We start from the raw sequence: 26,440 nt of genomic DNA, 5'->3' as shown, positions 1-26,440 counted from the left end.
CGCTGCGCTCAGTAATTCAACCGTCGGTGAAAAGAGTCGTGAGATGGCCACCAACACCGTTCCCGCGCCCAGTCGGCATGCCGCCCCCGCGCACCCGAGCTCACCCCTGGGCCACGCCGCCCGGATCATCCTGGGTCTGACCGCGGCCCTGGCGGTGGTGTTCATTGCGTTCGCCCTGCCCGCCGCCAAGTCCGCCCCACACGACGTGCCGATCGGGGTCGCCGGCCCGGCCGCGTCCGCCGCACAGATCGAAGAACGGTTGACACAGAGCGCACCCGGAGGCTTCCTCGTCACCAACTACGGTGACGAAGCCGCACTGCGTGAGGCGATCACCCGCCGCGACGTCTACGGCGGCGTCGTTGTGACACCGCAGGGCCCCACGGTGCTGATCGCCAGCGGTGGCAGTCCGATGATCGCCCAGTCCCTCAGCCAGATTGGCGCGGCACTGTCGCAGCATTCCGGCGTGCCGGTAGCCACTGAAGACGCCGCCCCACTGCCGAGCACCGACCCGCGCGGAGTCGGGTTGTCGGCCGCCGCACTGCCCCTCACGTTGGCCGGCATTCTGCCCGCCGCCGCACTGCTACTGACCTTCCCGAATCGGCCCTGGCTCCGCCTGGGTGCGTTCGCCACCGCGGCGGTACTGATGACGCTGACCATCACCACACTGCTGCGCTTCGCGTTCGGCTCCATCGACGCCCACTTCTGGGCCGTCAGCGCCGGCCTGCTGCTCGGTGTACTCGCGATGGGACTGCCGGTGCTGGGCCTCGGATCACTGTTCGGACGCGCCGGTATCGGCATCGCCGCCGCGGTGGGCGTACTGCTCGGCAACCCGCTGTCTGGCCTCGCCGGTGCACCGGAACTCCTGCCGCGCGGATGGGGAGCCTTCGGACAATTGCTTCCCCAAGGCGCCAACGCGACCCTGCTCCGGTCGACGGCCTACTTCCCGGAACCCTTCTCCGGCGCGACCGCTGCCGGCGCCATCACTGTCCTGGCATGCTGGGCGCTGGCCGGTGCACTGCTGATAGGTATTGCGGCGCTGCGTTATTCGGGATCAGACCGTTGACGCCCCAACCGCGCTGCCAGCTCCAACCGGCGCGCCAGGTCATAGTCGGACGTGCTGCGGTCCAGTGCGCTGGTCGCCCATAACGCCAACAGCACATCCGCTGCGGTGATGAACAGCCCCCACCAGTACATCCATTTCAGCGTCGGGTCGGGCTGCGCGGCGAAGTAACCGATCAAGAAAATCGGGCCCACGATGCCAAAGACGAACATCATCAGCTGGAAGCGCACGTAACTCCAGAACCGGGACACTCGCAGCCTCCTGGCATCGGTCAGCTCGGCGGTCAGTGTAAGGCTTAAAATCGCGCGAGTGGGCCTGGAAGATCGCGAAGCACTCGCCGTGCTGCAGTCCGCCCTACTCAACTCCGATGCGATGGTCGGCCGGTTCTACACCACCTGGTTCGCCATCGATGAGTCGGTGCGCGACATGTTCCCGCCCGACATGACCGGTCAGCGTGCGGTCTTCGGCCAGGCGCTGAACTGGCTGCTCGGTGAGTTCATCGCACAGCGCGCCAACGAGCCGGTGGCCTTCCTGGCCCAGCTGGGCCGCGACCACCGCAAGTACGGCGTCGCCGCCAAGCACTACGAGACGCTGGCGCACGCACTGTATGCGACCTTGAGCAATGAGCTCGGCCCGGCCTGGACACCGGCCGTCGAGGACGCCGCCCGGCAGGCCATCAACCTGATCGGCGGTGTCATGAGCGGGGCCGCCGCCGCCGAGGAAGGCCCCGCCTGGTGGGAGGGTACGGTGGCCGAACACCACCGCGTCTCGCGCGATCTGGCGGTGGTCCGGCTGTACCTCGACCGCCCCATGGACTACCACCCGGGCCAGTACGTCAACGTCGAAGTGCCGCAGTGGCCGCGCCGGTGGCGTTATCTGTCGCCGGCCATCCCCGCACAACCCGACGGCGGCATCGAGTTCCACGTCCGGGCCGTCTCGGGTGGCATGGCCAGCACCGCGATCGTCGAGGAGACCCGGCCCGGCGATCGGTGGCGGTTGTCGAGCCCGCACGGGGGCCTCGAGGTGAATCGCGACGCAGGTGACGTGTTGATGGTGGCCGGCAGCACCGGGCTGGCCCCCCTGCGGGCGATCATCATGGACCTGTGCCGATTCGGGGTCAATCCGCGCGTGCACCTGTTCTTCGGCGCCCGTTACCCCTGCGAACTCTATGACCTGCGCACCCTGTGGGAGATCGCCTCCACCAATCCGTGGCTGTCGGTCACACCCGTCTCGGAGTACGACACCGATCCCCCCTGGGCGCCCGAATATCCGGATCCGCATCCGCCGCGGGGTCTGCACGTGCGGCAGAAGGGCTTGTTACCCGACGTGGTGACCCGCTACGGCGGCTGGGGTGATCGCCAGATCCTCATCGCGGGCGGGCCGCAGATGGTGCCCAGGGCCCGCGCGGCGCTGATCGCCAAAGGCGCGCCGCCCGAACGCATTCAGTTTGACCCGCTGGGGGGCTAGGGTCCGTCCGTGCAACTCCCCTGTCGCCCCATTTCTCCGCAGTCCCCTGCCGCGCCGTCGTTTTCTGCACCAGGGTCGTGAAATCGCGCGGTGCACCGCCGTGGCGCAGAAATCGACGAAGCACAGACGCCGCCCGCTAGGCTCGGGACATGCACATCGTCACTCTTCATGACGGACCCGTCGCGGCGCAGTTCGTCCCCGGCGCCGGGATGATCGGCATCTCGCTGACCGACGACGGTGTCGAGCTGCTGGGGCAACGGCGCGGCCTGGACAAGTACATCTCCGACGGCAAGACGATGGGTCTGCCGCTGCTCTATCCGTGGGCCAACCGGTTGAGCAGCAATACTTTTGAGGCTTCGGGCATCAAGGTGGACATCGCACCGGATGGCGCCGGGGTGCGCACCGATCCGAACGGACTGCTGATCCACGGCCTGCTGGCCGCCCACAAGGACTGGCAGGTGGTCTCCGAGACCGCCGACGAACTGGTCGCGTCGTTCGACTTCGCCGGCCATCCCGAACTGCTGGCCAGTTTCCCGTTCCCCCACACCGTCGATGTCTCCGTCACGCTGCGGGCGCGGACGTTGACGATCCAGACCGTGGTCAGCGCCACCGGCGACGTCGGGGTTCCGTTGTGCTTCGGTTTCCACCCGTACCTGCAACTGCCCGGCGTGCCGCGCGATCAGTGGCTGGTGGAGACACCCGCGATGCGACACCTGGCCGTTGATGACCGGGGTATCCCCACCGGAGCTGCCACCAGGCAGGAAGCAGAGCGGGAGCTGTTGGGCGACAAGACCTTCGATGACGGGTACGACGAGGTCGCCGACGGTTCGGTGTTCGCGGTGTCCGGTGCGGGCCGGCGTATCGAGGTGCGGTTCGTGCAGGGGTACCCCGCCGCGCAGATCTTCGCCCCGCCCGGGGAGGACGTCATCTGCTTCGAGCCGATGGCCGCGCCCACCGATGCACTGACCCGGGGCGGGTACCGGACCGCCGAGCCCGGCACACCGAGCCTGGCGGAATTCACCATCAGCGTCTAAGCGGTCACCACACGCTGGGGCGCCGCCCTCCGCAAGCTCCGGGTGTCATCGTCGATTTCGGGGCTGCCAGACCACGAGTGCCGTACTCGTCTTGGGTGGCCCGACATCGCGGCGCTGATTGGTCCGCAGCATCTCGATCTCCTGCGCCATCTCCTGCACCCGGCCCTGCAGCGCCTCGACCTGATTGGTCAGCTCAATGATGCGTTTGATACCAGCGAGATTCACGCCCTCATCCTGTGAGAGTCGCTGCACCTCGCGCAGCAGGTCGACATCACGCTGCGAATACCGCCGGCCGCCGCCCGAGCTGCGCTGCGGACTGACCAGCCCGAGCCGGTCATAGGTCCGCAGCGTCTGCGCGTGCATACCGGCCAGCTCGGCAGCGACCGAGATAAGGAATGTCCGTGCTTCCGCAGCTCGATCTGCCTTGCTCATAGCCGGTTGCCCGCCCATCCGGACCGCGGATCGAAACCGCTGGCGCGCTCGGCGGCGGCGTAGGCCTCCAGCGCCTCCAGCGCCTCGCCCTCGAGGCTCGGCGGCACCGCCACCTTCACGGTCACCAGCAGATCACCATGACCGCCACTGCGCTTGGGCACTCCTCGGCCACGCACCCGCAGGATCCGGCCGTCAGCGGTGCCCTTGGGCACCCGCACACCGACCTTGCCCTCCAGCGTCGGAACCGAAAGCGTTGTGCCCAAAGCCAACTCGTGGAAGCTGACCGGAACGGTCACGGTGAGATCGTCCCCGTCACGACCGAACACCTTGTCCGGACGCACGTGCACGGTGACATAGAGGTCACCCGAGGGCGCCCCGCGAAGTCCGGCCTCACCTTGTCCGGCCAGTCTGATGCGCTGGCCGTCTTCGACTCCCGGGGGAATCCGCACATTGATGGTGCGGGTCCTGGTGGTCACGCCGGTGCCCTTGCACTCGTCACACGGGTGCTCGATGATCGAGCCGCTGCCCCGGCATTCGGTGCAGGGCTCGGAGAATCCGAACGCACCCTGGTTGCGGTTGATGACGCCGGCGCCGTTGCAGCTCGGGCACACCTTCGGGCTGGTGCCCGGGCGCGCTCCGCTGCCATGGCAGTTGGTGCACGGTGCCGGGCTGGTCAGCCGCAGTGGCATCGCGACACCCTTGGTGGCTTCCAGGAAGTCGAGTTCGGTCTCGGTCTCCAGGTCGTTGCCACGCCGGGGGCGGCTCGGGCGCTGTTGCGCGCCGCGCCCGAACAGCCCACCGAACAGGTCGCCGATGTTCGTCCCACCGGTCTGGCCGGCGGCGTCGAACAGATCGCCGAGGTTGAACTCGGCACCGTCGGAGCCGAACCCGCCCGGGAAGCCGCTGGCACCGCCGGTACCGCCGCCGTTGAACCGCCGACCGAAACCGCCGCCCGCGAACAGGCGGCGGGTTTCGTCGTACTCCTTCTTCTTGGCGTCATCCGAGAGCACGCTGTACGCCTCGGACACCGCCTTGAACCGCTCGGTGGCGGTGGGGTTGTCAGGGTTCTTGTCGGGATGCAGTTCGGAGGCCAGCTTGCGGTAGGCGCGCTTGATCTCGTCGGGGCCGGCGTCAGAGGAGACGCCGAGCTCCTTGTAGAAGTCCTTCTCAACCCATTCTCGCTGGGCCATCGTGCGTCACCTCCTTACCTGTCTTCATCGTCGTGTACGCCTCACTTAGATTCTGTCGCCTGATCGGCTGTCGCGCCGGAGTTCTCGGTCGTGTCGGGGCTCAAGTCCTCGGCGGGCGCATCGACCACGCCGACGAGTGCGTGCCGCAACACCTGCTCGCCGAGGCGGTAGCCCTGACGCATCACGGTGCCGATCACCGGATTGGACCCGTCACCCTCGTGCTGCACGGCTTCGTGCAGTGAGGGATCGAACGGATCGCCCTCGGCGCCGAACGCCGCCAGCCCCACGCCGTCGAGAGCGGTGGCGAGCTTGTCGGCCACCGACTTCAGCGGCCCGGTCTCCAGGTCACCATGGCTACGGGCCCGGTCCAGGTCGTCGAGCACCGGCAACAGCTGGTGCACGACGGTGGCCTTGGCGCGGTCGGCGGCGGCCTGCTCCTGACGCACGGAACGCTTGCGGTAGTTGTCGTACTCCGCCTTCACCCGCTGCAGCGTGGCCTTGAGGTCGGAGACCTCGTCGGTGTCAGCTGAATCAGCGGGCGCCGCCTCCGGCGCCGGCCCACTGGGGGCCGGGCCGGAGTTCGGTTCGCGTACTTCGCCGGTGGTCGGATCGATGCGCCGTTTGTCGGTGACAGTCACCGGCTCCTGCGGATCGTTCTGGCTCACTTGCGCTCCTGGTCGTCGTCGACGACCTCGGCATCCACCACGTCGTCGTCACTGTTCTTGCTGGCACCGCTGGCGTCTGCGCCGGCGGCCTGCTCGGCCTGCGTGGCTTCGTAGATCGCCTGACCCAGAGCCTGGCTCTCCTGGCCCAACTTCTCCATGGCGGCCTTGATGGCAGAGATGTCGGTGCCGGCCAGAGCCGTCTTCGCCTCGGCGATGGCACCGTCGACCTTGGTCAAGGTGTCTTCGGGGACCTTCGAGCCACCCTCGGCTTCGCGCTGTTCCTTGACGAACTTCTCCGTCTGGTAGACCAGCGACTCGGCCTGGTTGCGGACGTCGGCCTCTTCGCGACGCTTCCGATCTTCGTCGGCGTGCGCTTCGGCGTCCTTGATCATCCGGTCGATCTCTTCCTTGGAGAGGCCGGAGCCCTCCTGGATCTTGATCGTGTTCTCCTTGCCGGTGCCCTTGTCCTTGGCGGTGACGTGCACGATGCCGTTGGCGTCGATGTCGAAGGTGACCTCGATCTGCGGCACGCCGCGCGGGGCCGGCGGGATGCCGGTCAGCTCGAAGGAGCCGAGCAGCTTGTTGTGCGAGGCGATTTCGCGCTCACCCTGGAACACCTGGATCTGCACCGACGGCTGATTGTCGTCAGCGGTGGTGAAGGTCTCCGACCGCTTGGTGGGGATGGTGGTGTTGCGCTCGATCAGCTTGGTCATCACGCCGCCCTTGGTCTCGATACCGAGCGACAGCGGGGTGACGTCAAGCAGCAGAACGTCTTTCACCTCACCCTTGAGCACACCGGCCTGCAGCGCGGCGCCCACGGCGACGACCTCGTCGGGGTTGACGCCCTTGTTGGGCTCCTGGCCGCCGGTCAGTTCCTTGACCAGTTCGGTGACCGCGGGCATACGGGTGGAACCACCGACGAGCACCACGTGGTCGATGTCGGCCACCGAGATGCCGGCGTCCTTGATCACGGACTGGAAGGGCTGACGGGTGCGATCCAGCAGGTCCTGCGTGATGCGCTGGAACTCGGCGCGGGTCAGCTGCTCGTCGAGGAACAGCGGGTTCTTGTCGGCGTCGACGGTGATGTAGGGCAGGTTGATCGAGGTGCTCTGGCTCGAGCTCAGTTCGATCTTGGCCTTCTCGGCGGCTTCCCGCAGCCGCTGCATGGCCATCTTGTCCTTGGTCAGGTCGATGCCCGAGGTGCCCTTGAACTTGTCGACCAGCCAGGTCACGACGCGCTCGTCCCAGTCGTCACCACCGAGGTGGTTGTCGCCGGAGGTCGCGCGGACCTCGACCACGCCGTCACCGATCTCGAGCAGCGAAACGTCGAACGTGCCGCCACCGAGGTCGAAGACCAGGATGGTCTGTTCCTTCTCGCCCTTGTCCAGGCCGTACGCCAGCGCGGCCGCGGTGGGCTCGTTGACGATGCGCAGCACATTGAGGCCGGCGATCTGACCGGCTTCCTTGGTGGCCTGACGCTGAGCGTCGTTGAAGTACGCGGGCACGGTGATCACCGCGTCGGTGATGTCCTCACCCAGGTAGCTCTCGGCGTCGCGCTTGAGCTTCATCAGCACACGGGCGCTGATCTCCTGAGGGGTGTAGTTCTTGCCGTCGATCTCCACGGACCAGTCAGTGCCCATGTGGCGCTTGACCGACCGGATGGTGCGATCGACGTTGGTCACCGCCTGGTTCTTGGCGGGCTGACCGACCAGCACCTCACCGTTGCGCGCGAACGCGACGACGGACGGGGTGGTACGGGAGCCCTCAGAGTTCGCGACGACGACGGGGTCGCCACCTTCGAGAACCGATACGACGGAGTTGGTGGTCCCGAGGTCGATACCGACCGCACGAGCCATAGTGGTGCCTCCTGAATAGCTTGATAGGGGTCTGAGTGGACCGGACTCAAGATTGCTCCCGTTGACCGTCTGCTGTCAACTCAGAGTTGAGTCTAATGCACTCAAGTTGGTGTCGAATGGGTCAACTGAGACCATCGCGGTTTTGTTCCCGGGCCGCTCATCGCCCTCGCCGGACCGCCGCCACGCCGGGTTTCCCGATCACCCTCCTTCCCAAAACGACCCGCGTGTGTTGCAATCGATTGCACAGCACTGGCCAGTCGACAGGAGCGGCCTCATGCCGGCAACGGGCTTTCCCGTGATCACCGAGCCCGTGCCCGGATCGTCCCGGCCGGTCAGCTACCGCCTGGCCGAGACCTTCGACGGGCTCTACGTTCCCTACGCACTGCGCCTCCCGGCGGAAGCCCCTGCCGGCCTGCCGTTCGTGTTCCTGGCCTACGGCAACGGCGGCGGTGGCCTGGAATGGCTGCGCCGCCGGGTCGCCACCCACGGCTACATCATGGAGCGCCTCCTCGATGCCGGCTACGCCTGCGCCTGGGGCCGATATCGGACCGAAGTCGAACTCGGATTCCACCGGGGCGGGCCGCTGGTCGTGGACCGGCGACAGGGCATGGATCTGATGAGCCGGTCGCCGCTGGAGTTCGAGGACGAGCTCGCCATCCTGGCCGACGTAGCCCGGCACCCGCAGATCGACGCCGACCGGCTCGGGCACCTGGGGGTGAGCCATGCCGGCGAGATGCTGTTCAAGATCGCCTCGCAGTACGACAGCCCGCTCAGAGCGGGAATCGCCTGCGAGCCCGCCAATCACGAGTTCCTCGATCTCACCCCGGACGACACAGCGTTCACCAATCCCGACACGCAGCTGCGCAACATCGAGGCGATGCAGATGCGCGACCCGGCGTTCGTCCGTTCCCGCATCAACGAACCGCTGGCCCTGGATCGGATCGCGCCCATCTCGCTACCCATGCTGGTGATGGGACGCGATGACGATCACCTCCAGGGCATCTTCCGGATCAGTTACGACCTGCTGGCCGCCAGCGGGAAGAACGCCGAATGGGTCTCGTGGGATCACCCCTTGCACGGCTATGTGTTCCCGGTCGCTGGCGCGGACGGCCGGGTCCAGGTCGACGACATCCAGGAACGCGCCATCGACGGGGTGATCGCGTTTCTCGACCGACACCTCGCCGGCTCGCGCACCGCCCGATGATCGAGGCCCTGCTCGAACCCTCGGTGATCTTCGTGGCCGGGGTGTGGGCCGGCGCGATCAACACCATCGTCGGGTCGGGCACTCTGGTCACCTTCCCGACGCTGCTGCTGTTCGGTTATCCGCCGCTGACGGCGAACATCTCCAACAACATCGGCATGGTCGCCGGTGGCGTCTCCGGCGTCTACGGGTATCGCCGCGAGCTACGCCCCAACCGGGACGTCCTGCTGAAACTGGCTCCCGCCTCCGTGGCGGGCGCACTGGTGGGCGCTGTCCTGCTGCTGGTGCTTCCCGACGACTCGTTCAAGGCGATCGTGCCCGTGCTGATCGCGATCGGGCTGCTCATGGTGATCATCGGGCCCAGTGTGCAGCGCCGGTCGGCCGCGGCGCGGCACCACGGGCCCCCGGGCACACTCTCCCAGGTGCTGCTGACCGCCGGGATCTTCGTCCTTGGCATCTACGGCGGTTATTTCGGTGCGGCGCAGGGCATTCTGCTCGTCGGACTCATGAGCATGATCCTCAGCGACGGCATCCAGCGCCTGACTGCGATCAAAAACGTGCTCGCCACCGTGGTGAACGGAGTGGCTGCGATTCTGTTCATGATCGTCGCGACGGACCGCATCGACTGGTCGGTGGTCGCACTGATCTCGGCCGGGGCGTTCCTCGGCGGTTATCTCGGCGCGCGGTACGGCCGGCGGCTCCCGCCCATGGTGCTGCGGGCCTGCATCCTGGTGATCGGCGTTGTCGCCCTGGTCAAGATCCTGGTGTTCGACTGACCCTTGACCACCGCAGCGCAGCGGCACATACTGACAGCAATCGATTGCAGTGCCTTCACAAGGGAGTGACATGGCCACCACGGACCCGCGCATCAGTTACGTGCCCTTCGAGCAGATGGACGAGCGCATGCAAGCGGAGATGGAGCGCTGCGCCCGGCACGGGACACCGCGACCGGAGAGTTCCGCGGTGCGCGCGCACTCCCCCGAAGCCTTCTGGGCCTTCGCCGACAGCTGGAAAGCCCAGTTCCACAGCGGCGTCGTCGATCACGCGATCAAAGACCTGTGCCGGGTCTACATCTCCAGAACGGTCAAGTGTGAATTCTGCGGTAACCAGCGCTCGGAGAAGGCCACCAGCGCAGGGCTCCAGGAGCAGCAATACGACCAGCTGCTGAACTTCGAGACGTCCGATCTCTATGACGATCGCCAGAAGGCCGCACTGGCCTACGCCGAGGCCATCGCCTGGGGCAGCCAGGACCTCGACACCCTCTGGGCGCGTCTGCACGCTCACTTCTCTGAGCAGGAACTCGTCGAGTTGGGTTGTTGTATCGCACTGACATTCGGTCAGCAGAGCTGGATCCGGCTGCTGGGCATCGACCATCACCAGTACATGGCCGGTACCGCCGCGTCGATGGCGCCCGGCTTCACCACCGCCGAAGACCTCGCCGCCAGCAAGGCCGACCCCGCCTACTGGGCAGCGCAGAGCCACGCCTGAGACACCAGTGCCTTCGTTCCAGCTGACCGTCAACGGCCGTCAGTACCACGTCGACGTTCCGCCGGGTACTTCGCTACTCGAGGTGCTACGCAACGACATCGGCGACAAATCACCGAAATTCGGCTGCGGCCTCGGTCAGTGCGGGGCGTGCTTCGTCTGGGTCGACGGCCACCCCACGCCATCGTGTGACACCCCGGTCGAATACGTCCGCGGGGAGGTCCACACCGTGGCCGGCCTGGGCCGTCCCGGCGCCCCGCATCCGGTGCAGTCCGCATTCCTGGAACTGCAGGCCGGGCAGTGCGGTTACTGCATCTCCGGGATGATCGTCAGTGCTGCCGCGCTGCTTCGGGACAATCCCCGGCCGACCCGCGCCGAGGTGACGGCGGCATTGGACCGCAACCTCTGCCGGTGCGGCACCCATCTGCGTTTCGTCGATGCTGTTCTGGCAGCGGCAGAGTCGACCACATGACACCCGATCTGCCGCCGTCACTCTCCGACAACCCGTGGATCTCGACGTGGCTGAGCGTGAGTGAGGACGGTGTCTTCGCGCTGCGGGTGGGCAAAGTCGAGCTCGGACAGGGGATTCTCACCGCCCTCACTCAGATCGCAGCTCACGAACTCGATGTCCAGCCCGAGGCGGTCAGGGCCACCGGTACCAACACGGCGTGCTCGCCCGATGAGGGGCTCACCGCAGGCAGCCTCTCGATCACGTTCTCCGGAGCCGCCGTGCGCCGGGTGTGCGCCGAGACCCGGGAGTTGTTCCGCGGAGCAGCCGGACACAAGGCGGGTCTGGACATCACCCAGGTTCGGCTGGCGTCGGGAGTGTTCAGCGGCCCCGACGGCGCCCGCATCGGGTCCTATGCCGACCTCTCCGGCGTCGTCGACCTCGAGGTGCGGGTCGGCGACTCGGCACTGGAGGTCAAGCTCGCCGCCCCCACTTCGAAAGACCTGGCGCGCATCGACCTGCCCGACAAGGTGCTGGGCCGCGCGCGTTTCATCCACGACCTGGAATTCGAGGACATGCTGCACGCCAGGGTGGTGCGACCCCCCAGCCCTGGTGCCCACCTCGAAGAGGTGGCAGTCGCGGACTTCTCGTCGATTCCCGGTGTCGAACGCATCGTGCGGGAAGGCGACTTCCTGGCCGTCATCGCGCGCCGGGAGGGCCAGGCGGCAGCGGCCGCCCAGACCATCGCGGGAGCCTCCACGTGGTCGGCCGGGATCGAGTTGCCCGACCCCGGCAACGTGGAGAGCTGGCTACGGACGGCCGACGCCGAGACCAACCTGGTCCGCACCGACGGTGCCCGTCACCCGCAGGCAGCAGTGACATCCGCCAGCTTCTCCCGGCCGTTCCTGGCCCACGCGTCCATCGGTCCCAGCTGTGCCATCGCACGGTACGACGGTGCACTACTTCAGGTCTGGAGCCACAGCCAGGGCGTGTTCACCCTGCGCCACGCGATCGCGGCGGCGTTGGACCTGAGCCCCGCCGCGGTGGTGGTCCAGCACGTGGAAGGCCCGGGCAGTTACGGCCACAATGCCGCCGACGACGCGGCGATGGACGCCGCTCTGCTGGCGACCCGAGTCCCGGGCCGGCACGTACGGGTGCAGTGGAGCCGCGGTGACGAGTTCTCCTGGGAACCGTTCGGCCCGGCCATGGTGGGCGAGGTGACCGCCAGCATCGACCGGAACGGGACCATCACCGACTGGACCTACGAACTCTGGACCAACGGTCACACCGCCCGGCCGGGCTATGCGCCGAACCACAGCCTGCTCGCCGACGCCCACCGCGCCGGTATCGCGATGCTCCCGCCCGCTGTCGACCCCCCGGCCGCGCGCGGTCACGGCTCGGCCCGCAACGCCGAGCCGTACTACGACATCGCCCGGGTGGACGTGACGGTCCACCGGCTGCTGACGATGCCGGTCCGCACGTCGTCGTTGCGCTCGCTGGGCAGCCAGCTCAACACCTTCGCCCTGGAATCGGTGATCGATGACCTGGCCCAGGCCGCCGGCCGGGACCCGTTGCAGATGCGGCTCGACCACCTGTCGGACCCCCGTGCGCGTGCGGTGCTCAGCACCGCCGCGGCAGCGGCCGGCTGGGGAACGCCCGCACCGGAGGGACACGGACGCGGAATTGCGTTCTGCCGCTACAAGAACCGCGGCTCCTACTGCGCCGTCGTGGCCGACGTGGAGGCCACCGACCGAGTGCACGTCCATCGCCTGACCATCGCCGTGGACGTGGGTCGGGTGGTGAACGTCGACGGGGTGCGCAACCAGATCGAAGGCGGCGCCATCCAAGCCACCAGTTGGGCATTGTTCGAGCAGGTCCGCTTCGACCGGCGTGCGATCACCAGTACCGACTGGGAGTCCTATCCCATCGCCCGGTTCAGCCAGGTGCCCGCGGTCGACGTGCACATCGTGCACCGCCCCGATGAGCCGCCGCTGGGCGCGGGCGAGGCGACCCAGGGACCGGTCACCGCCGCCATCGGAAATGCGCTGGCCGACGCCCTCGGAGTGCGGGTCCGGACACTCCCGTTCACCGCCGACAACATCGTTGCCGCTATCGACGCTGCGGGGTGAGGCTGGCCGCCATCCAGTCGGCGGTGCGGTAGCGGTGTGCGGCAAGCACATTGGCGCAGCCATGGTTGCCGTCTTCGAGCAGTAGGAACTCGCTGCCGTCGACCTCGCGGTGCAGCCGCTGGGCCTGCTGCCAGGGAATCAGCCGGTCCTTCTTGCCCGCGACAACCAGCGTTGGGCACCGCAGCGTCGACGTCCGGCCCGCCATGGTGAGCGTCAGCGCCAGGGCTCTGGCCTGGTCTTCGTTGTCCGAGCGGGACCGCACCTGCAACGTCTCCCGGGTCAGCGCGGGCAGACCCTCCCAGTTCTCGCCGAAAGTGTAGGGGCCGCAGAGGCTCACGCAGGCCTTGATCCGCTGATCGCCACTGGCGAACCGTGGTGCGTAATAGCCGCCGAGACTGACTCCCCAGACGCCGATGCGGTCGGCGTCGATGTCGTCGCGCGCCACCAGGGTGTCCACGAAAACTCGGCCCGGAACTTCCCAGTCCGGCCGGATCGGCAGGTCGTACTCGGCCTCCCCCTGCCCGGGGCCGTCGACGCTGAATGTCGCGAGGCCGCGTTCGAGGAAGAGCTGCTCGGTAGCCCTGAGCTCCTCCTTGGTCGAGTCCAGCCCCGGGACCAGGATCACGGTGGGATGAGGTGGCGCCGCTTCGGGCTTGCGCAGGATTCCGTAGAGGGTTGAGCCCGCGAACGGGATCTCGATCCGCTCACCTGGCGGATCAAGGTGGGGCAGCGCCGCATTGAGGCACCGCACGGCCGCCTCGTGGGCGGTCCGCATCTGTGCGAGATCGCGGACGTAGACGAACTTCGCGAAGTGATACACCACGGCCGCGGTGCTCAGGTGCGCGCCCGCGGAGCGAAGCCGGCCCTGGTCGAGAGCTTCGTTCCCGAGATCTTCGTGCACCCGCGCTGCGGCCGACCACGCCGCACACCAGTCGTCCCATGCCTCCAGACCGCCCATCACGCGGTCGAAGTCCGCCGCTGGGACACCGTTGGCGGTGAATCGGGGTCCCCAGTGCGAACGGGCGGAAGCGACGTAGTCGTCCATGGTGTGAGCCTCTTCCGATTCCCTATTGCAAACGATTGCGGCCTCTCCTACCGTAGCAAGTGGCTCCCGCCGACGGAAGGACGAAAGTGCCTACACAATCTGATCATTCGGCGGTGACTGATGTTGTCGTGGTCGGCGGCGGGCACAACGCCCTGGTGTGCGCCGCGTATCTCGCCGAGGCCGGGGTGTCGGTCACCGTACTCGAGGGCCGCGAGGTACTCGGCGGCAACACCGTGACCGAAGAACTCACCCTCCCCGGTTGGCAGCACGACTCCTGCTCCACGGCCCACGTTGTGCTGCAGTCCAATCCACTCATCCGCGACGACGAACTCGGCCTCATCGCGCGGTACGGACTCCGGTACCTCGTGACCGACCCGGCGGTGACCTTCCCACTCGCCGACGGCGACCTGTTGACGGTGCACCCGGACCTGCATGCAACGGCGGCCGAGTTCGCCCGCTACTGCCCTGCCGACGCGGACGCTCTTGTCACCATGATCGACGACTGGAATGCCGGTCAGCGCCTTGCGCACGCCCATGTGTCAGCGGGTCTGCCGCTGCCGGACAAACCGTGGTCACACAGCTATGAGGCGCTCCGCCGCCGCAGCGCCTGGGACGTCATCACCTCGACATTCGAGCACGCGGTGACGCGCCAGGTGATGGCCTGGATGGCTTTCGCCACCATCCAACCACCGGAACGGCCCGGCACCGGCGTGTTGCCCGCCGCGATCATGGCCGGTCGACTGGCCTACGGATGGGCCACCCCGGTCGGCGGCTCGGGCGCGTTGCCGAACGCGCTGGCGGCGCACATCACCGACCACGGTGGAACCATCGAGACATCGGCGTGGGTGCGCGCCTATGTGGTCGAGAACGGGCGCTGTGTCGGGGTGCGCACCGATGACGGTCGCGAGTTCCGGGCTGCCCGCGCGGTCGTCGCAGGCAGCCACCTTCGCGAGCTCCCCGGGATGCTCGACGCCGACTCCCGGGTGGCCGACGAGGCATCCCGGCGCTGGCGTCCCGGAATCCCGTTGTTCGCCGTTCATTTCGCACTACGTGCCGACGCGCGCTACCGTTCGGCGAATGGGCCCGTCACCTCGGCGGCCGGGGGTCTGGGCACCCCGGAAGGACTACTCCGCCAGGTCGCCGGCCTGGAGTCCGGACACCTGGAGACCGAAGACCCGTGGCTGCTGATGATGTCGTCGACGGCAGTCGATCCCGGACGGGCGCCGGGTGGCACCTTCAAGTTCCTGACCGCAGCGCCCATGATGCGCAACGGCGATCCGTGGTCCGACGACGACGCCATGGCCTACGCTCAGGTGCTGCTCGACATCGCCCGTCGCCACCTCGACGGACTCGACGACTCCGACATCCTGGCCGTCAGACCGGAATCCCCCACATCCCTTGCCCGGCACAATCTCTCGAACATCGGCGGATCGTGTCACGGCGGCGAGTTCACCCTCGATGACGGCACCGTCATCCCCGGCTGGCTCGACTACCGCACCGACATCGACGGCCTCTACCTGACCGGTTCGACGTCGCACCCGGGCGGCTCGGTGTCAGGGCGGCCGGGACGCAACACCGCGCGCACGGTACTGGCCGACCTCGGTCTCACAGCGCCGATGTCGACCCCCTAGACCGTCAACCGGACGATGTGCAGACCGTGGTTCTTGTCCGAGAAGTAGATGTTGCCGCGCGCGTCCACCACGACGTCCTCGGATTGGGTGACCAGCGTCTTGGGCAGTAATCCGCGGCGTTCGACGGGATCATCCGGCAGATACCAGGCGATCTCGCGAGGCAGGTAGGCGTCGCTGATGTCATAGACCCGTAGCCCGGCGTTGAACCACGTCATGAACATCAGGTTGTCATCGGCGAAGAGTTCGGGGCCTTGCGGGTGGTGCTGATTGTGCGGGCCGAACCGTCCACCGCGGGTACTGAAGTTCGGATAGGTCGCCCCGGGAGCCGGTTGGGGTATAGGGAGCAGCGACATCAGCCTGGGGTTGACCTCGTCGCTGACGTCGACGATGCCCGCGAAGTTGTACGGTTCCTGTTGCCGTTCGGCGATCGCTTCGGTGTTGACCAGCAAGAGGTTTCGCGAAGGGAGGGGGACGACGGTGTGCATCGCGATCATGCTGGAGAAGGCGGCGCCGATGTCCAACCGCGAGATCAGTGTCGGGTGTTCGATATCGGAGACGTCGAGGATGACCAGCCCGGCCGCGCCGTAGCTGAGGTAGGCCCGGTCGCCGAGCACATAGGGTGGCCCGTGCAGCGAGACCCGGCGGGGCGGCGCGTGGCCTGCCGCGGTGAACTGCTCAGGGAGAAACCACATCGCGATCTCGACCGGGTTTCGGGGATCAGCGATGTCCAGGACCACGTAGATGTTGCCGTCGAAACCGCGGCGGCTCGCGGTCACATGCAGGTAACGGCCACCGGTGAAGTGGTTTCGGTGGACCCCCTGATCCCCGGTTCGCCACTGGCTCAACAGTTTCGGTGTCTCCGGATCGTGGACGTCGAACAGCCGGATACCCTCGTCAGAGGTGTCCAGCGGGTCACCACCCCAGGCCGGTGGTCGCCGCTCCATGCCCTGGACCAGCAGACCGTCTGCGACCTGCACCTGCCACGTCGCGGCCTGGTCCGGGCCTTCGATGGCACCGACCAGGCGGGGATCGGCCGGGTGGGTCACGTCGAAGATGGACAGCCGCGGTTCCCAGAAGTGGCTCGCGTAGAGATACCAGCGGTCGCCGGACGGGGAGGGCACCACCTGCATCGCCAGCTTGAACACCGGCTTGCCGCCGACATCGTGGTATCCGACGAATTCCACACCCTCAGAGGTGAACCCGGGTGCGGTCAAGAAGCCGCCTCCGACATCAGATCCGCCAACTCCGGCAGCGGCTCCAGGCAGAAGACGCCACCGGTACCGCGGTCGGTCACCCAGATCAGACCCTGGTCATCGACGAAGAGATCATTGGCCTGCGGCACAGCCGAACCCGCGGGCGCCTCACTGACCCAGTGCGCGACCTCCCGGGGATCCTCTGGATCGGACAAATCGTAGACGCGCAGGCCGGCACTGAAGTAGGTGGCGAACACCACCCTGTTGCTGCGGTAGGACCCGTCCCGGTTCTCGTGCAGGTTGTGCGGCCCGTAGCGCTGCGGAAGTTCCTCGAACGACGCACCGGGCGCAGGCAACGTGCGCAGATGACGGGGCGCCGCCGGGTCGGCGATGTCGATCAGGTGGATCCGGCGTTCGGCGCCGTGGGGTCCGTCGTGCTGTTGCTCATCGGTGGCCACGAGCAGGCCACGACCCACCAGGGGCATGCAGGTGTGGGTCGCACCGCCGCCCCAGTGCAGACGCGAGACCTCACGGGGGTCCGTCGGATCGGACGTGTCCAGCACCACCAGGTTCGCGTCGTCGTAGCCGAGATAGGTGTGGACGCCCTCGGCCAGCCCATGGTGTGCCGCCACCCGGTGACCATCCGGCCAGTCGACGGTCTCACCGCCGTCGGTCCACTGCCCCGGCCACCACCAGCGTGCGGCGAGCACCGGCTTCTCCGGCTCGGCCAGGTCGATGGTCATCCAGATGCGGTCGGTGAACCCCGCTGGGGTACCGGACATGTGGGCATATCGCCCGCCCTCCCAGACGATGCGGTGGACACCCTTGCCACCGGACTCCCAGAACGAGATCTGCTCGGGTTGGAAAGGATCAGTCAACCGGTAGATCGCCACGCCGGCCGAATGCGGACCCAACGGTTTCTTGGGCCGGTACGGGAAGCGTTCGTGGTTGACGAGCAGGAGGCCGTCGGCGGTCTGCACCTTGTGCGTGTGGGTGTTGGGGGGAGCGTCCCACTGCGCCACCAGCACGGGGCGGTCCGGTGCGGACACGTCGAGGATCGACGTGCCCGCCCCGGTGGTGCCGGCGTGCCCGACATAGAGGGCGTCGCCATGGCGCATCACCTGCATCCCGTCGCCACGCCCGGCGAGGTCATGCTGGCCGATGAGCCGCACGCCCCGAGCTGATGCGGTTCTGGTGGTCACTGGGCGGACATTTCCTCCGGCGTGGGCCGCAATGGCAGATCCAGTGCCTTCTGTGCGCGCCACAGGGGGATGAGGTCGACGAACTCCCGCCAGTTCGTGCCTTCGGGGATCACTTTCAGCTCGATCTGCTCGTTGATGAACTGATCCATGTCGGCCACATCGAATCCGCCGTCGGCGATGTGATAGTCGGGGCTCTGCTCGTCGGCGTAGGCATCCCGGTAGGGCTGCGGGAGGTCGAAGTCCTTGGTGGCCATGAGGTTCAGCACCTCGTCCTTGTTCTTGACGTCGGTGATGAACTGCCGGGCCTTGAGTGTCGCGGTCAGGAACGCAGCCGCGGTCTCGGGGCTCTCGGTCAGGATCTTGTTCGCAGACCAGCCGTTCTGTGGCGCGCGTCCCAGTTCCTCGAAGAGGAAGGTGCCACCCTCAGCTTCCAGCAGCGATCGGTGCCGGAGCTGGAGGCTGGCGCCATCCACGGTTCCCGCGATCACCGACTGCAGCCGCTCATTGGACTGACCACCGGTGCTCACCAGGTTGACGTCGGTTTCGGGATTCAACCCGTTGTCCGTCAACAGCTTCCGGATCAAGAAGTCATTGCGACTTCCGAACTGGCCGCCGGTGATGGTCTTGCCCTTGAGGTCCTCGGCCGAGTTGATCCCTTCGCGCACTCCGAGAATGTTCGCCTCGCCGCCGAGGTACACCGAGAGATAACGCACGCCCGCGTTCGACTTCTTCGCCGCGGCGATGGTGGTGTCGGTGTCGTACAGTGCGAAGTCCAGCGACCCGCCGATCAGAGCCGGCAGCGGGTCCTCGACCGTCACGATCTCGACGTTGTCGATCCCCACCTCTTGGAAGTAGCCCTTGTCCTGCGCCACCAGGACATCGGAGTGGAACAGGTAGTACGGATTGTCCACTGCCACGGTGATCGACTTCTTCACCTTGGATGGGTCGATCGTGCCGTTGATCTCGTCGGCGGTGGTGGGCATGGCTGCAGCGGAGGTCTCGCCTCCGCCGCCGGAGTCGTCGCTGCCGCAACCGGTGAGCATCGTTGCGAACGCCACACCGGTACTCAACAGGGCCAGCAATCGATTGCTTTTCATGCACTTCTCCTTGGTTCAGCTGAAACGTCGGATGAGGGAGGTGGAGCGATCAGGCCACCGCGAAACTCCGCCAGGGCGCCGCTCGGCGTTCGATCCAGCGCATGCCCTGCACCAACCCCACCGAGATCACCGCCAGCAGAAGCAGAGTCGCGTACATCATCGGCGCGTCGAACTGGTCACCGGCGCGATCGAGCAAGAACCCGAGGCCTTTACCGCCTCCGCCGAGCAGCTCGCCGATCAACATCCCGACCAGACCGCGGGCGATGCCCTGATTGATACCGCTGATGACGAACGGCAAGGTGAAAGGCAGGATCACTTTTGCGTACAACTGCGCCTGGTTCGCGCCGAAGATCCGGCCGGCACGCACCAATGACGGGTCGACGGTCTTGACCCCCTCCATACAGTTGACCATCATCGGGAACACGGCCGACAGCACGATGATGGTGAGCTGCATGGAATTACCGAATCCCAGGATCAGGATCAGCAACGGGATGAGGGCCACCCGAGGCAATGCCGTCATCGCCCACACATAGGGACTGAGGATCTGATCGATGATCCGTACGCCGCCCATCAGCAGGCCGAGCGGGATGCCGATCACCCCGGCTATCACCATCCCGATGAGGAAATTGCGCAGGCTGTGCATCAGCTGCGGGCCGATGATGCCGTCGACGAACCCGTGGTACATCGCGGCGAACATGTCGGTCGCCTTGGGGAAGAACAGCGGGTTGATGACCTCTGACAGGGCGAGCAGTTGCCAGGCCGTGAAGAAGAGCGACAGGTTGATCACCAGGATGAAGAAACTCCGGAACGGCGCCCATCTGCTCCGGGTGATCGCCTCGGTGACCGCAGACGATTCGGGGCGTGTGCTCGTGGAGGCGATGGTCTCGGCGCTCATCGGGCCCCTCCGACCTTCGCACCCAACGCCTCGGCCTGCAGCTCGCTCCAAATGTGTTCGCGCAGTTCGCCGAATCGCTCACTGCGCTTGACTCCCTCGTCGAAACGGGACCGTGGCAGATCGACGTCGATGACCTCTTTGACCCGCCCGGGACGGTTGGACACCATCACCACCCGGTCCGCGAGCGTCAGCGCCTCGTCGATGGAATGGGTGATGAAGACGACGGTCTGACCGGTCTCGGCGATGATCTTCTCGAACTCCGCCTGCATGGCCTCCCGCGTCATGGCGTCGACGGCTCCGAAGGGTTCGTCCATCAGCAGGATCTCCGGTTCGGACACCAGAGCTCGGGCAATACCGACCCGTTGACGCATCCCGCCCGACAGCTCGTAGGGGTAGGACTTCTCGAAGCCGGTGAGGCTCACAAGGTCGAGAGCGTGGGCGATTCGGTCCTGCATCACGGCCTTCGACGGCCGGGGATGCCGGTTCTCCAGAGCGAATCGGACGTTGTTGTACACCGTGCGCCACGGCAGGACCGCGTAGTCCTGGAACACCATGGTCCGGTCCGGACCGGGTCCGTCGACGACGCGGCCGTCGACGCGGATCGTGCCTTCCAACGGCTTCATGAAGCCGGCGATCATGTTGATCAAGGTGGTTTTTCCACAGCCGGACGGTCCGACGATCGCCACGAATTCGCCCCGGTACACATCGAGCTCCACGTCCCGAAGGGCGATGAGCCGGGTCTTCTGTCTCTTGTTCTCATATCCGGCAGATACGCCGCGGATTTCGATCAACGGTGCGGCGGTGGCCGCGGTGTCGGTGAGGTGCGGCCCGGGATTCCGGGTCGTCGAGGGATAAGCCTGCGCCATGTTGCCCAACCACTGTCTCGAGGAGGGGTACTGCAATCGATTGCTTCATCCTGCGGTGTGATGTGGGTCATGTCAATGGCGTGAAGTAACTAATCTCACACGATTGCGCGCAGCGGATTGCACGGGGTCGGCGAGAACTCCATCATTGGAGACGGACTGCATCCGGGGTGCAGCAACGGAGGGAGTCAGGGTCGGTGCAAAGGGCGACGCTCCGCGAGGTTGCGATCAGGGCGGGCGTTCACCCGGCGACCGCCTCGCGTGCCCTGAACCGACAGACCGAAGGTCTGGTCAACGCCGAGACGGCAGCGCGGATCAAGAAGGTCGCCGCCGCCATGGGTTACTCACCGAACCCAATTGCGCGCAGCCTCAAGACTTCTCGATCGGCCAGCATCGGCCTGGTGATCCCGGATCTGACCAATCCCCTGTTTCCCCCGATCGTGCGGGGAGTCGAGGACGTCCTGCGCTCGATCGGTTACAGCGCCTGGATCGTGAACACCGACAATCGACCGGACATCGAGCGCGCGGCCATCGAGTCGTTTCGCCAGCGCAACGTCGAGGGCTTCGTCTTCGCCACGGCGCATCTCAAGCACCCATTACTGGACGAACTGGCCGCGACATCGACACCGATGGTGCTCGTGAACCGCCGCAGCGCCGGCGCCGACATACCGTCGGTCACCTCAGACGACGCTTCGGGCGTCGCCACCGCGATGCAGCACCTCGTCGACTTGGGACACACCAAAGTCGTGCACCTCGCGGGACCTCAGGACCTGTCCACCGGCGTGACCCGCCGCCGTGCGTTCATGTCCAGCTTGGAAGACTTTCACCTGCCCGCCGAGAAAGAGCGCACGGTCGTCTGCCGGGCCTGGTCGGAGCAGGCGGGCGCGGAGGCCATGCGAGCTCTGTTGACCGACGGTCCAGAATTCACCGCGGTTCTCGCCGGTAATGATCTGCTCGCGCTCGGCGTCTACGACGCGCTGGCCGAGCGGGGCCTGCGCTGCCCCGACGACATCAGCGTGGTGGGGTTCAACGACATCCCCCTCATGGACAAGGTCTCACCGCCGATGACAACGGTGCGGATCCCGCACTACGAGATCGGTGCCGAGGCGGCCCGGTTGTTGCTCGAAGTACTCAACGATCCCGCGCGGCATCCGCGTTCACTGTTGCTGCCGCTCACGTTGGTGGTGCGGTCGTCCACCGGTCCGGCGGCGGGGCGCCTTCAACGATCCAAGTGATCGCCAAGTGCGCTTCGCGAGACTGCCGCAGTGCAAGCGACACCCGTGCAGCAATCCCTGGTGCAACGCCTGTGGGAGGACGCCAAGCAACGGCCGGCGCGGCTTCGTCCCGGCTCCCTTCCGGTACCGCTGGAAGTGCTCGCGATACTCACCTGGCTCGGCGCGGCCACCGTGCTCGCCTTCGACTTCATCCCGGGCCTTTTCACCCCTGAAGAGACCTCGCTGTACGGCGGAGCGCTGACCTTCGAATACGCGCCGTTCTGGCCGCTGCTGTGCGGTGTTGCGCTCGGGTCGGCCGTGGCGGCGGTCGGCTACACATGCACCGCGATAGATCCGGGCGGGCCGCGTCATCACGTGGTGTTGGCCTGGTGCGCGGGCATCGCGACTCCGTTGATACCGGTCCTGGTTCTCGCGATCGACCGCGTCTGGCAGACGATTCCGGTGGCGATCGCCTGGTTGGCCGCGGCCATCCTCGTGATCGGGTGCGTGCACGTGCGGCGCAGGGCTCCCGGACCGTGGACGAGCCTGCTGCTCACCGGTTTGGTGGCGGCGCCATGGATTCCCGCCGTGTACGCCAACATTGCCCTGGGCTCCGCACTCAACACCACTCCGCGCGACGAAAGCGCAGTGCTGCACCTGCTCCTCGCCGATCTGCCCGCCAAGACCTACGTCCCCGGCATTGCCCTGGCCTTCGTCGCCGCCATGGCCACCGCGGGTGTGGCGATCGCCGCGCATTCCCGCGCAGCTGTCGCACACCACATCTCGCGGCACCGCGCCGGCTGGCGACTCAGCGCGGTCATCTGTGTGCTCGCGGTCGGCGTCATCGCACTCGAAGTGTCGGGTTTCGCAGGCATCGACTCAGGGTTCCTGGACACCTATTGGGATCTCGGCGATCTGTGGACCTGGCCGCACGCAGTGCTCGTCGCCGGCGCCATCACCTTCGTGACTCGCCGCTCCTTCCACACCCCGCTCGTGCAACGCGGTGATGTGGCAACAACTTTGGCGATCGGTGTCAGCACGCTGTGTGGTCACATCGTGATCGCTCTCGCGATGGTGGTGAACCTGGTCGCCAGCGCGGTCATCGGTCCGACCCACACGCTGATCGGCCCGCCTGCCGGCCTCGAACTCGTCATCGCCTGGGTGGCCATGGTCACCCTGGTGCCTGTGGCGATCGGCACACGATGGCGTGGGACGGTCGGCCAGTCGGTCGCCAGGGTGAGCCTGCTGTTCCTGACTCCGGTCTATGTGGGCGTCACGGGACACGCACTGGGGCTGTCTTGGCCCATCCCGTTCTGGGCCAAGGCACCACAGGTCGCCATCTGCCTCACCGTCATCGGCTGCGCCGCGACCGTATTGGGTGTTGCGGGGAAGCGGTCGTTTCTGTCTCCCGAGATCGCCAACCGGTTGGTGCTGATTCCGCTGCTGATCGTCAGCGGCGCGTCCTGGCTCCCCAATGTGATCGCCACGCCGCTGACACCGGTGATCGCAGTGACGGCCGCCCTGTTCGCCCTGTTGTGGGCGTTGCCGCCGGACGAGGAAGGCGGCCACACCGGCGTTGTGCTCACCGTTTCCGCGCAGCTGCTCCTGGTGGGTGCCGCCGCCGGGGTCGTGGCGCTGCTGCCCGACGTTGCCGGCGACGATCCGGTTCTGGCGTTGCTGCTGTTCAGCGTTCCGCTGACCACCCTGCTGTGCGCGCAGGTCACCTCCGGCTAGTTCCTGCCAGCTGTCCGATATCGACCCGTTAGCCAATCGAGACCGAGTCACACCCGCAACTCCTGCCACAGCGGGAATACGCTCGTGATGGTGGTGAAATCGGTGAAGTGGTGTCTGATCAGCGCGGGGGTCGTCGCAGCGACGGCGCTCGCCGGATGCTCGGCGATGACCGACGGAGAACCGACCTCCGACGGAGTCAGTACCTACGTCGAGCCCACGGCGGCCACCCCGCCCCCGACGAAGACCACAACCGAGACGACGACGCTGCCGCCCAGCCCCATCCCGACGGCGACCGCAGCCCCGCCGCGGGCAGAACAGCTCCCCACCAACGAGCAGGGTTACGTCTACATCGAAACGAAGACGGGCAAGACCCGCTGTCAGCTCAACAGCCAGACCGTTGGCTGCGAATCGGCGTTCGAGAACTCACCCGTGGTCGACGGCGCACCCGCCAACGGTGTGAGGATCACCTCAGACGGCTCCGTGGAGTGGATCCTCGGCAACCTCGGCAACATCCCCACCGTGACGATCGACTACCGCACCTACCAGGCCGCGGGCTGGACAATCGCCGCCGACAGCGAAGGCACCCGCTTCACCAACAACAGCACCGGGCACGGCATGTTCGTGGCCGTGGAAGGCGTCGACACCTTCTAGCGCACTAGGCTTGCGCAAGTGGACTTTCGCGTATTCGTCGAACCTCAGCAGGGCGCCTCGTACGCCGCACAACTGGCCGTAGCGCGGGCAGCGGAATCACTGGGCTACTCGGCCTTCTTCCGCTCCGATCACTTCGTCGCGATGAGCGGCGACGGCCTGCCCGGACCCACCGACTCCTGGGTGACGCTGGCCGGTCTGGCGCGCGATACGCAGCAGATCCGGCTCGGCACGATGGTGACCTCGGCGACGTTCCGCTTTCCCGGACCGCTGGCCATCTCCGTGGCCCAGGTCGACGAAATGAGCGGCGGCCGTGTTGATCTCGGCATCGGAGCCGGCTGGTTCGAGAAGGAACACCAGGCCTACGCCATCCCGTTCCCGCCGCTGGGTGAACGCTTCGACCGACTCGAAGAACAGCTCGACATCCTCACCGGGCTGTGGTCGACGCCGGTGGGCGACACCTTCGACTACAGCGGCAAGCACTACACCGTCACCGACTCTCCCGCTCTGCCCAAACCTGCTCAGCAGCCGGGACCGCCGATCATCATCGGCGGCAAGGGCAAGAAGCGCACGCCCGACCTGGCGGCCAAGTTCGCCTCCGAGTTCAACGTGCCGTTCTCGTCGCTCGAGGAGATCACCACCCAGTTCGATCGCGTCAAGGCCACCGTTGCCGAGGGCGGACGCGCCCCCGAGTCGATGACGTACTCGGCGTGCTTCGTGGTGGCCGCCGGCCGTGACGATGCCGAAGTGGCGCGCCGCGCTGCGGCCATCGGCCGCGAAGTCGAGGAACTGCAGACCAACACCCCGTTGGTCGGTACACCGGATCAGATCGTCGACAAACTCGGAGCTTTCATCGACGGCGGGGTGCAGCGGGTATACCTGCAGGTGCTCGATCTGGGCGACCTGGATCACCTCGAGTTGTTCGCCGACGGTGTCGTTCGGCAACTTCTCTGACTGAACTTCTGCATCATCAGTCCAGGCAAGGCCGTTAAGCTCGGTAGCTGTGGCTACACACGAACCCGAGCAGGGGGCCGGGTTCTTCGGTGGACGCACAGACACCGGAGACGCAGAACCCGAGGCTTCGCACGCCTCGAGTCCGCCGGACACCTCTTCGCGCACCCCAGCATCGGATCACGGTTTCTTCGCCTCCGACCGCGGTGACGAAGGGGGCGGATTCTTCGGCAGCGCCCCTGGCGCTCCCCCGAAAGCACCACCGCCAGCGCCGCCACCGCCCACTCCGCCACCGCCCACTCCGCCGCCGGCCCAGGAAGAGCCGCCGGCTGGGTTCTTCCGCGGCACGGCGTCGGAACCCGAGACACCGCCGGAACCCGAGCCCGAGCTCGTCGTCACCGAGGAGCCGGAACCCGAACCCTCCCGGTTCTTCACTGCCACCACCACAGCCGAGACCACCACGGCTCAGCCGCGGTATCCCGACGACCAGGACGACGCGCACACCGACCCGTCGATGCCGATACCGGCGTTCGTCGCGCCCCCGCCGTTCGAGCGAGACACCCCGTGGCACAGTAGGTCGTCGGCGAAGCTGGCGTTGGGAGCGATCGCCGCCGCCGCCGTCGCGATCGTCATCGCAGCGGCGCTGCTGCTCGCGGGCGGCTCGGACGGCGACTCCGCCGATACCAACGTCGCACCTAGCACCTCGCCCAGCCCGACGGCGGAGTCCGCAGCGCCCACGTCGTCCAGGGCGCCGACGCTGGCACCGTCGAGCGTGGTGCCGCCGCCTCCGCCACCGCCACCACCACCTCCACCACCCCCACCGCCGTCGGCCGAGAACCGGAACACCTACGTTCCGCAATACACCCAGCGGCCCCGCAGTACCTGGACCCGGCAAACTCCTGCTCCGGGCGGCCAAGGCGGGGTTACGGGCGACGACGGTCCCACGCGCAACTTCCCGACGGCGGGACGCAATCCCGACTGGGGCGGACGCGACTAGCTA

Annotated in this window: 25 protein-coding genes; 14 read left to right on the top strand and 11 right to left on the bottom strand. The window is 66.9% G+C overall.

All coding sequences use genetic code 11. From position 1 onward, the window contains the following. Positions 1–43: 43 nt before the first annotated feature. On the top strand, positions 44–1,063 hold the full coding sequence (locus AC3A6P_RS22770) for an ABC transporter permease (protein WP_487694088.1): 1,020 nt from the start codon (positions 44–46) through the stop codon (positions 1,061–1,063). On the opposite strand, the gene AC3A6P_RS22765 is transcribed toward AC3A6P_RS22770, so the two are convergent. After that, positions 1,042–1,311: a hypothetical protein gene (locus tag AC3A6P_RS22765; RefSeq protein ID WP_487694086.1), complete on the bottom strand. Its 270-nt coding sequence runs from the start codon at positions 1,309–1,311 to the stop codon at positions 1,042–1,044. The two genes, AC3A6P_RS22770 and AC3A6P_RS22765, sit on opposite strands and share 22 nt — an antisense overlap. A 58-nt stretch (positions 1,312–1,369) precedes the next feature. Here AC3A6P_RS22765 and AC3A6P_RS22760 point away from each other — a divergent pair, with 58 nt between their 5' ends. Both AC3A6P_RS22760 and AC3A6P_RS22755 read left to right on the top strand, forming a co-directional pair. Next, positions 1,370–2,527: an FAD-binding oxidoreductase gene (locus tag AC3A6P_RS22760; RefSeq protein ID WP_487694085.1), complete on the top strand. Its 1,158-nt coding sequence runs from the start codon at positions 1,370–1,372 to the stop codon at positions 2,525–2,527. Between the two features lie 149 nt (positions 2,528–2,676). Continuing rightward, positions 2,677–3,561, top strand: a complete 885-nt coding sequence (locus tag AC3A6P_RS22755) for an aldose 1-epimerase (protein WP_487694084.1) — start codon at positions 2,677–2,679, stop codon at positions 3,559–3,561. Between the two features lie 45 nt (positions 3,562–3,606). Here the strand turns inward: AC3A6P_RS22755 and AC3A6P_RS22750 are convergent, their stop codons facing one another. From AC3A6P_RS22750 to dnaK, 4 genes are read right to left on the bottom strand one after another with little or no spacing between them, the layout of a single operon-like run. Further along, the gene (locus AC3A6P_RS22750; protein ID WP_487694083.1) at positions 3,607–3,993 is read right to left on the bottom strand and encodes a heat shock protein transcriptional repressor HspR; all 387 of its coding nucleotides are present in this window, start codon (positions 3,991–3,993) and stop codon (positions 3,607–3,609) included. After that, on the bottom strand, positions 3,990–5,183 hold the full coding sequence (dnaJ, locus tag AC3A6P_RS22745) for a molecular chaperone DnaJ (RefSeq protein ID WP_487694082.1): 1,194 nt from the start codon (positions 5,181–5,183) through the stop codon (positions 3,990–3,992). Before dnaJ ends, AC3A6P_RS22750 begins: the two co-directional genes overlap by 4 nt. A 41-nt stretch (positions 5,184–5,224) precedes the next feature. Then, the gene (gene grpE, locus AC3A6P_RS22740; RefSeq protein ID WP_487694081.1) at positions 5,225–5,848 is read right to left on the bottom strand and encodes a nucleotide exchange factor GrpE; all 624 of its coding nucleotides are present in this window, start codon (positions 5,846–5,848) and stop codon (positions 5,225–5,227) included. Next, a complete protein-coding gene (gene dnaK / locus AC3A6P_RS22735) occupies positions 5,845–7,704 on the bottom strand; it encodes a molecular chaperone DnaK (RefSeq protein ID WP_487694080.1) in 1,860 nt (619 codons plus the stop codon). Before dnaK ends, grpE begins: the two co-directional genes overlap by 4 nt. Before the next feature lie 274 nt (positions 7,705–7,978). Here dnaK and AC3A6P_RS22730 point away from each other — a divergent pair, with 274 nt between their 5' ends. The 5 genes from AC3A6P_RS22730 (at position 7,979) to AC3A6P_RS22710 (ending at position 12,967) form a co-directional block, all read left to right on the top strand. Beyond that, positions 7,979–8,908 carry an alpha/beta hydrolase family protein gene (locus tag AC3A6P_RS22730; RefSeq protein WP_487694078.1) on the top strand — a complete coding sequence of 310 codons (930 nt, stop codon included), beginning with the start codon at positions 7,979–7,981 and terminating at the stop codon, positions 8,906–8,908. Then, a complete protein-coding gene (locus AC3A6P_RS22725; RefSeq protein WP_487694077.1) occupies positions 8,905–9,681 on the top strand; it encodes a sulfite exporter TauE/SafE family protein in 777 nt (258 codons plus the stop codon). The genes AC3A6P_RS22730 and AC3A6P_RS22725 overlap by 4 nt, the downstream gene beginning before the upstream one ends. A gap of 70 nt (positions 9,682–9,751) precedes the next feature. Next, positions 9,752–10,393, top strand: coding sequence for a carboxymuconolactone decarboxylase family protein (locus AC3A6P_RS22720; RefSeq protein ID WP_487694075.1), 642 nt, complete (start codon positions 9,752–9,754; stop codon positions 10,391–10,393). Between the two features lie 7 nt (positions 10,394–10,400). Then, positions 10,401–10,862 (top strand): (2Fe-2S)-binding protein, encoded by a 462-nt coding sequence (locus tag AC3A6P_RS22715; RefSeq protein ID WP_487694074.1) that lies wholly within the window; start codon positions 10,401–10,403, stop codon positions 10,860–10,862. Then, a complete protein-coding gene (locus AC3A6P_RS22710) occupies positions 10,859–12,967 on the top strand; it encodes a xanthine dehydrogenase family protein molybdopterin-binding subunit (protein ID WP_487694073.1) in 2,109 nt (702 codons plus the stop codon). The genes AC3A6P_RS22715 and AC3A6P_RS22710 overlap by 4 nt, the downstream gene beginning before the upstream one ends. On the opposite strand, the gene AC3A6P_RS22705 is transcribed toward AC3A6P_RS22710, so the two are convergent. Continuing rightward, a complete protein-coding gene (locus AC3A6P_RS22705) occupies positions 12,948–14,012 on the bottom strand; it encodes an alpha/beta hydrolase family protein (protein WP_487694072.1) in 1,065 nt (354 codons plus the stop codon). The two genes, AC3A6P_RS22710 and AC3A6P_RS22705, sit on opposite strands and share 20 nt — an antisense overlap. A gap of 113 nt (positions 14,013–14,125) precedes the next feature. On the opposite strand from AC3A6P_RS22705, the gene AC3A6P_RS22700 reads away from it, so the two are divergent. Then, complete coding sequence (locus tag AC3A6P_RS22700; protein ID WP_487694070.1) at positions 14,126–15,643, top strand: phytoene desaturase family protein; 1,518 nt, start codon at positions 14,126–14,128, stop codon at positions 15,641–15,643. On the opposite strand, the gene AC3A6P_RS22695 is transcribed toward AC3A6P_RS22700, so the two are convergent. The 5 genes from AC3A6P_RS22695 to AC3A6P_RS22675 are packed head-to-tail and all read right to left on the bottom strand — an operon-like array spanning position 15,640 to position 20,896. After that, positions 15,640–16,857, bottom strand: a complete 1,218-nt coding sequence (locus AC3A6P_RS22695) for an LVIVD repeat-containing protein (protein ID WP_487694068.1) — start codon at positions 16,855–16,857, stop codon at positions 15,640–15,642. The two genes, AC3A6P_RS22700 and AC3A6P_RS22695, sit on opposite strands and share 4 nt — an antisense overlap. Next, entirely contained in the window at positions 16,854–18,038 is a 1,185-nt protein-coding gene (locus AC3A6P_RS22690) for an LVIVD repeat-containing protein (RefSeq protein WP_487694067.1), read from the bottom strand. The genes AC3A6P_RS22695 and AC3A6P_RS22690 overlap by 4 nt, the downstream gene beginning before the upstream one ends. Next, positions 18,035–19,135: an ABC transporter substrate-binding protein gene (locus AC3A6P_RS22685; protein WP_487694065.1), complete on the bottom strand. Its 1,101-nt coding sequence runs from the start codon at positions 19,133–19,135 to the stop codon at positions 18,035–18,037. The genes AC3A6P_RS22690 and AC3A6P_RS22685 overlap by 4 nt, the downstream gene beginning before the upstream one ends. Before the next feature lie 49 nt (positions 19,136–19,184). Further along, positions 19,185–20,030: an ABC transporter permease gene (locus tag AC3A6P_RS22680; RefSeq protein ID WP_487694063.1), complete on the bottom strand. Its 846-nt coding sequence runs from the start codon at positions 20,028–20,030 to the stop codon at positions 19,185–19,187. Next, the gene (locus AC3A6P_RS22675) at positions 20,027–20,896 is read right to left on the bottom strand and encodes an ABC transporter ATP-binding protein (protein ID WP_487694062.1); all 870 of its coding nucleotides are present in this window, start codon (positions 20,894–20,896) and stop codon (positions 20,027–20,029) included. Before AC3A6P_RS22675 ends, AC3A6P_RS22680 begins: the two co-directional genes overlap by 4 nt. 194 nt (positions 20,897–21,090) lie before the next feature. Here AC3A6P_RS22675 and AC3A6P_RS22670 point away from each other — a divergent pair, with 194 nt between their 5' ends. The 5 genes from AC3A6P_RS22670 (at position 21,091) to AC3A6P_RS22650 (ending at position 26,437) form a co-directional block, all read left to right on the top strand. Then, a complete protein-coding gene (locus AC3A6P_RS22670; RefSeq protein ID WP_487694061.1) occupies positions 21,091–22,128 on the top strand; it encodes a LacI family DNA-binding transcriptional regulator in 1,038 nt (345 codons plus the stop codon). A gap of 30 nt (positions 22,129–22,158) precedes the next feature. Further along, positions 22,159–23,841, top strand: a complete 1,683-nt coding sequence (locus tag AC3A6P_RS22665; protein ID WP_487694060.1) for a hypothetical protein — start codon at positions 22,159–22,161, stop codon at positions 23,839–23,841. An 87-nt stretch (positions 23,842–23,928) separates the two neighbouring features. Beyond that, entirely contained in the window at positions 23,929–24,492 is a 564-nt protein-coding gene (locus AC3A6P_RS22660; RefSeq protein ID WP_487694186.1) for a hypothetical protein, read from the top strand. Positions 24,493–24,510: 18 nt separating this feature from the next. Beyond that, on the top strand, positions 24,511–25,443 hold the full coding sequence (locus tag AC3A6P_RS22655) for an LLM class F420-dependent oxidoreductase (RefSeq protein ID WP_487694059.1): 933 nt from the start codon (positions 24,511–24,513) through the stop codon (positions 25,441–25,443). Positions 25,444–25,492: 49 nt separating this feature from the next. Then, complete coding sequence (locus tag AC3A6P_RS22650) at positions 25,493–26,437, top strand: hypothetical protein (RefSeq protein WP_487694058.1); 945 nt, start codon at positions 25,493–25,495, stop codon at positions 26,435–26,437. Positions 26,438–26,440 lie beyond the last annotated feature (3 nt).

It is taken from the genome of Mycobacterium sp. Soil_C_30 (assembly GCF_057656995.1).
Note: the sequence above shows the minus strand (reverse complement) of the source record. Positions and strands in the feature narration are given on the sequence as shown.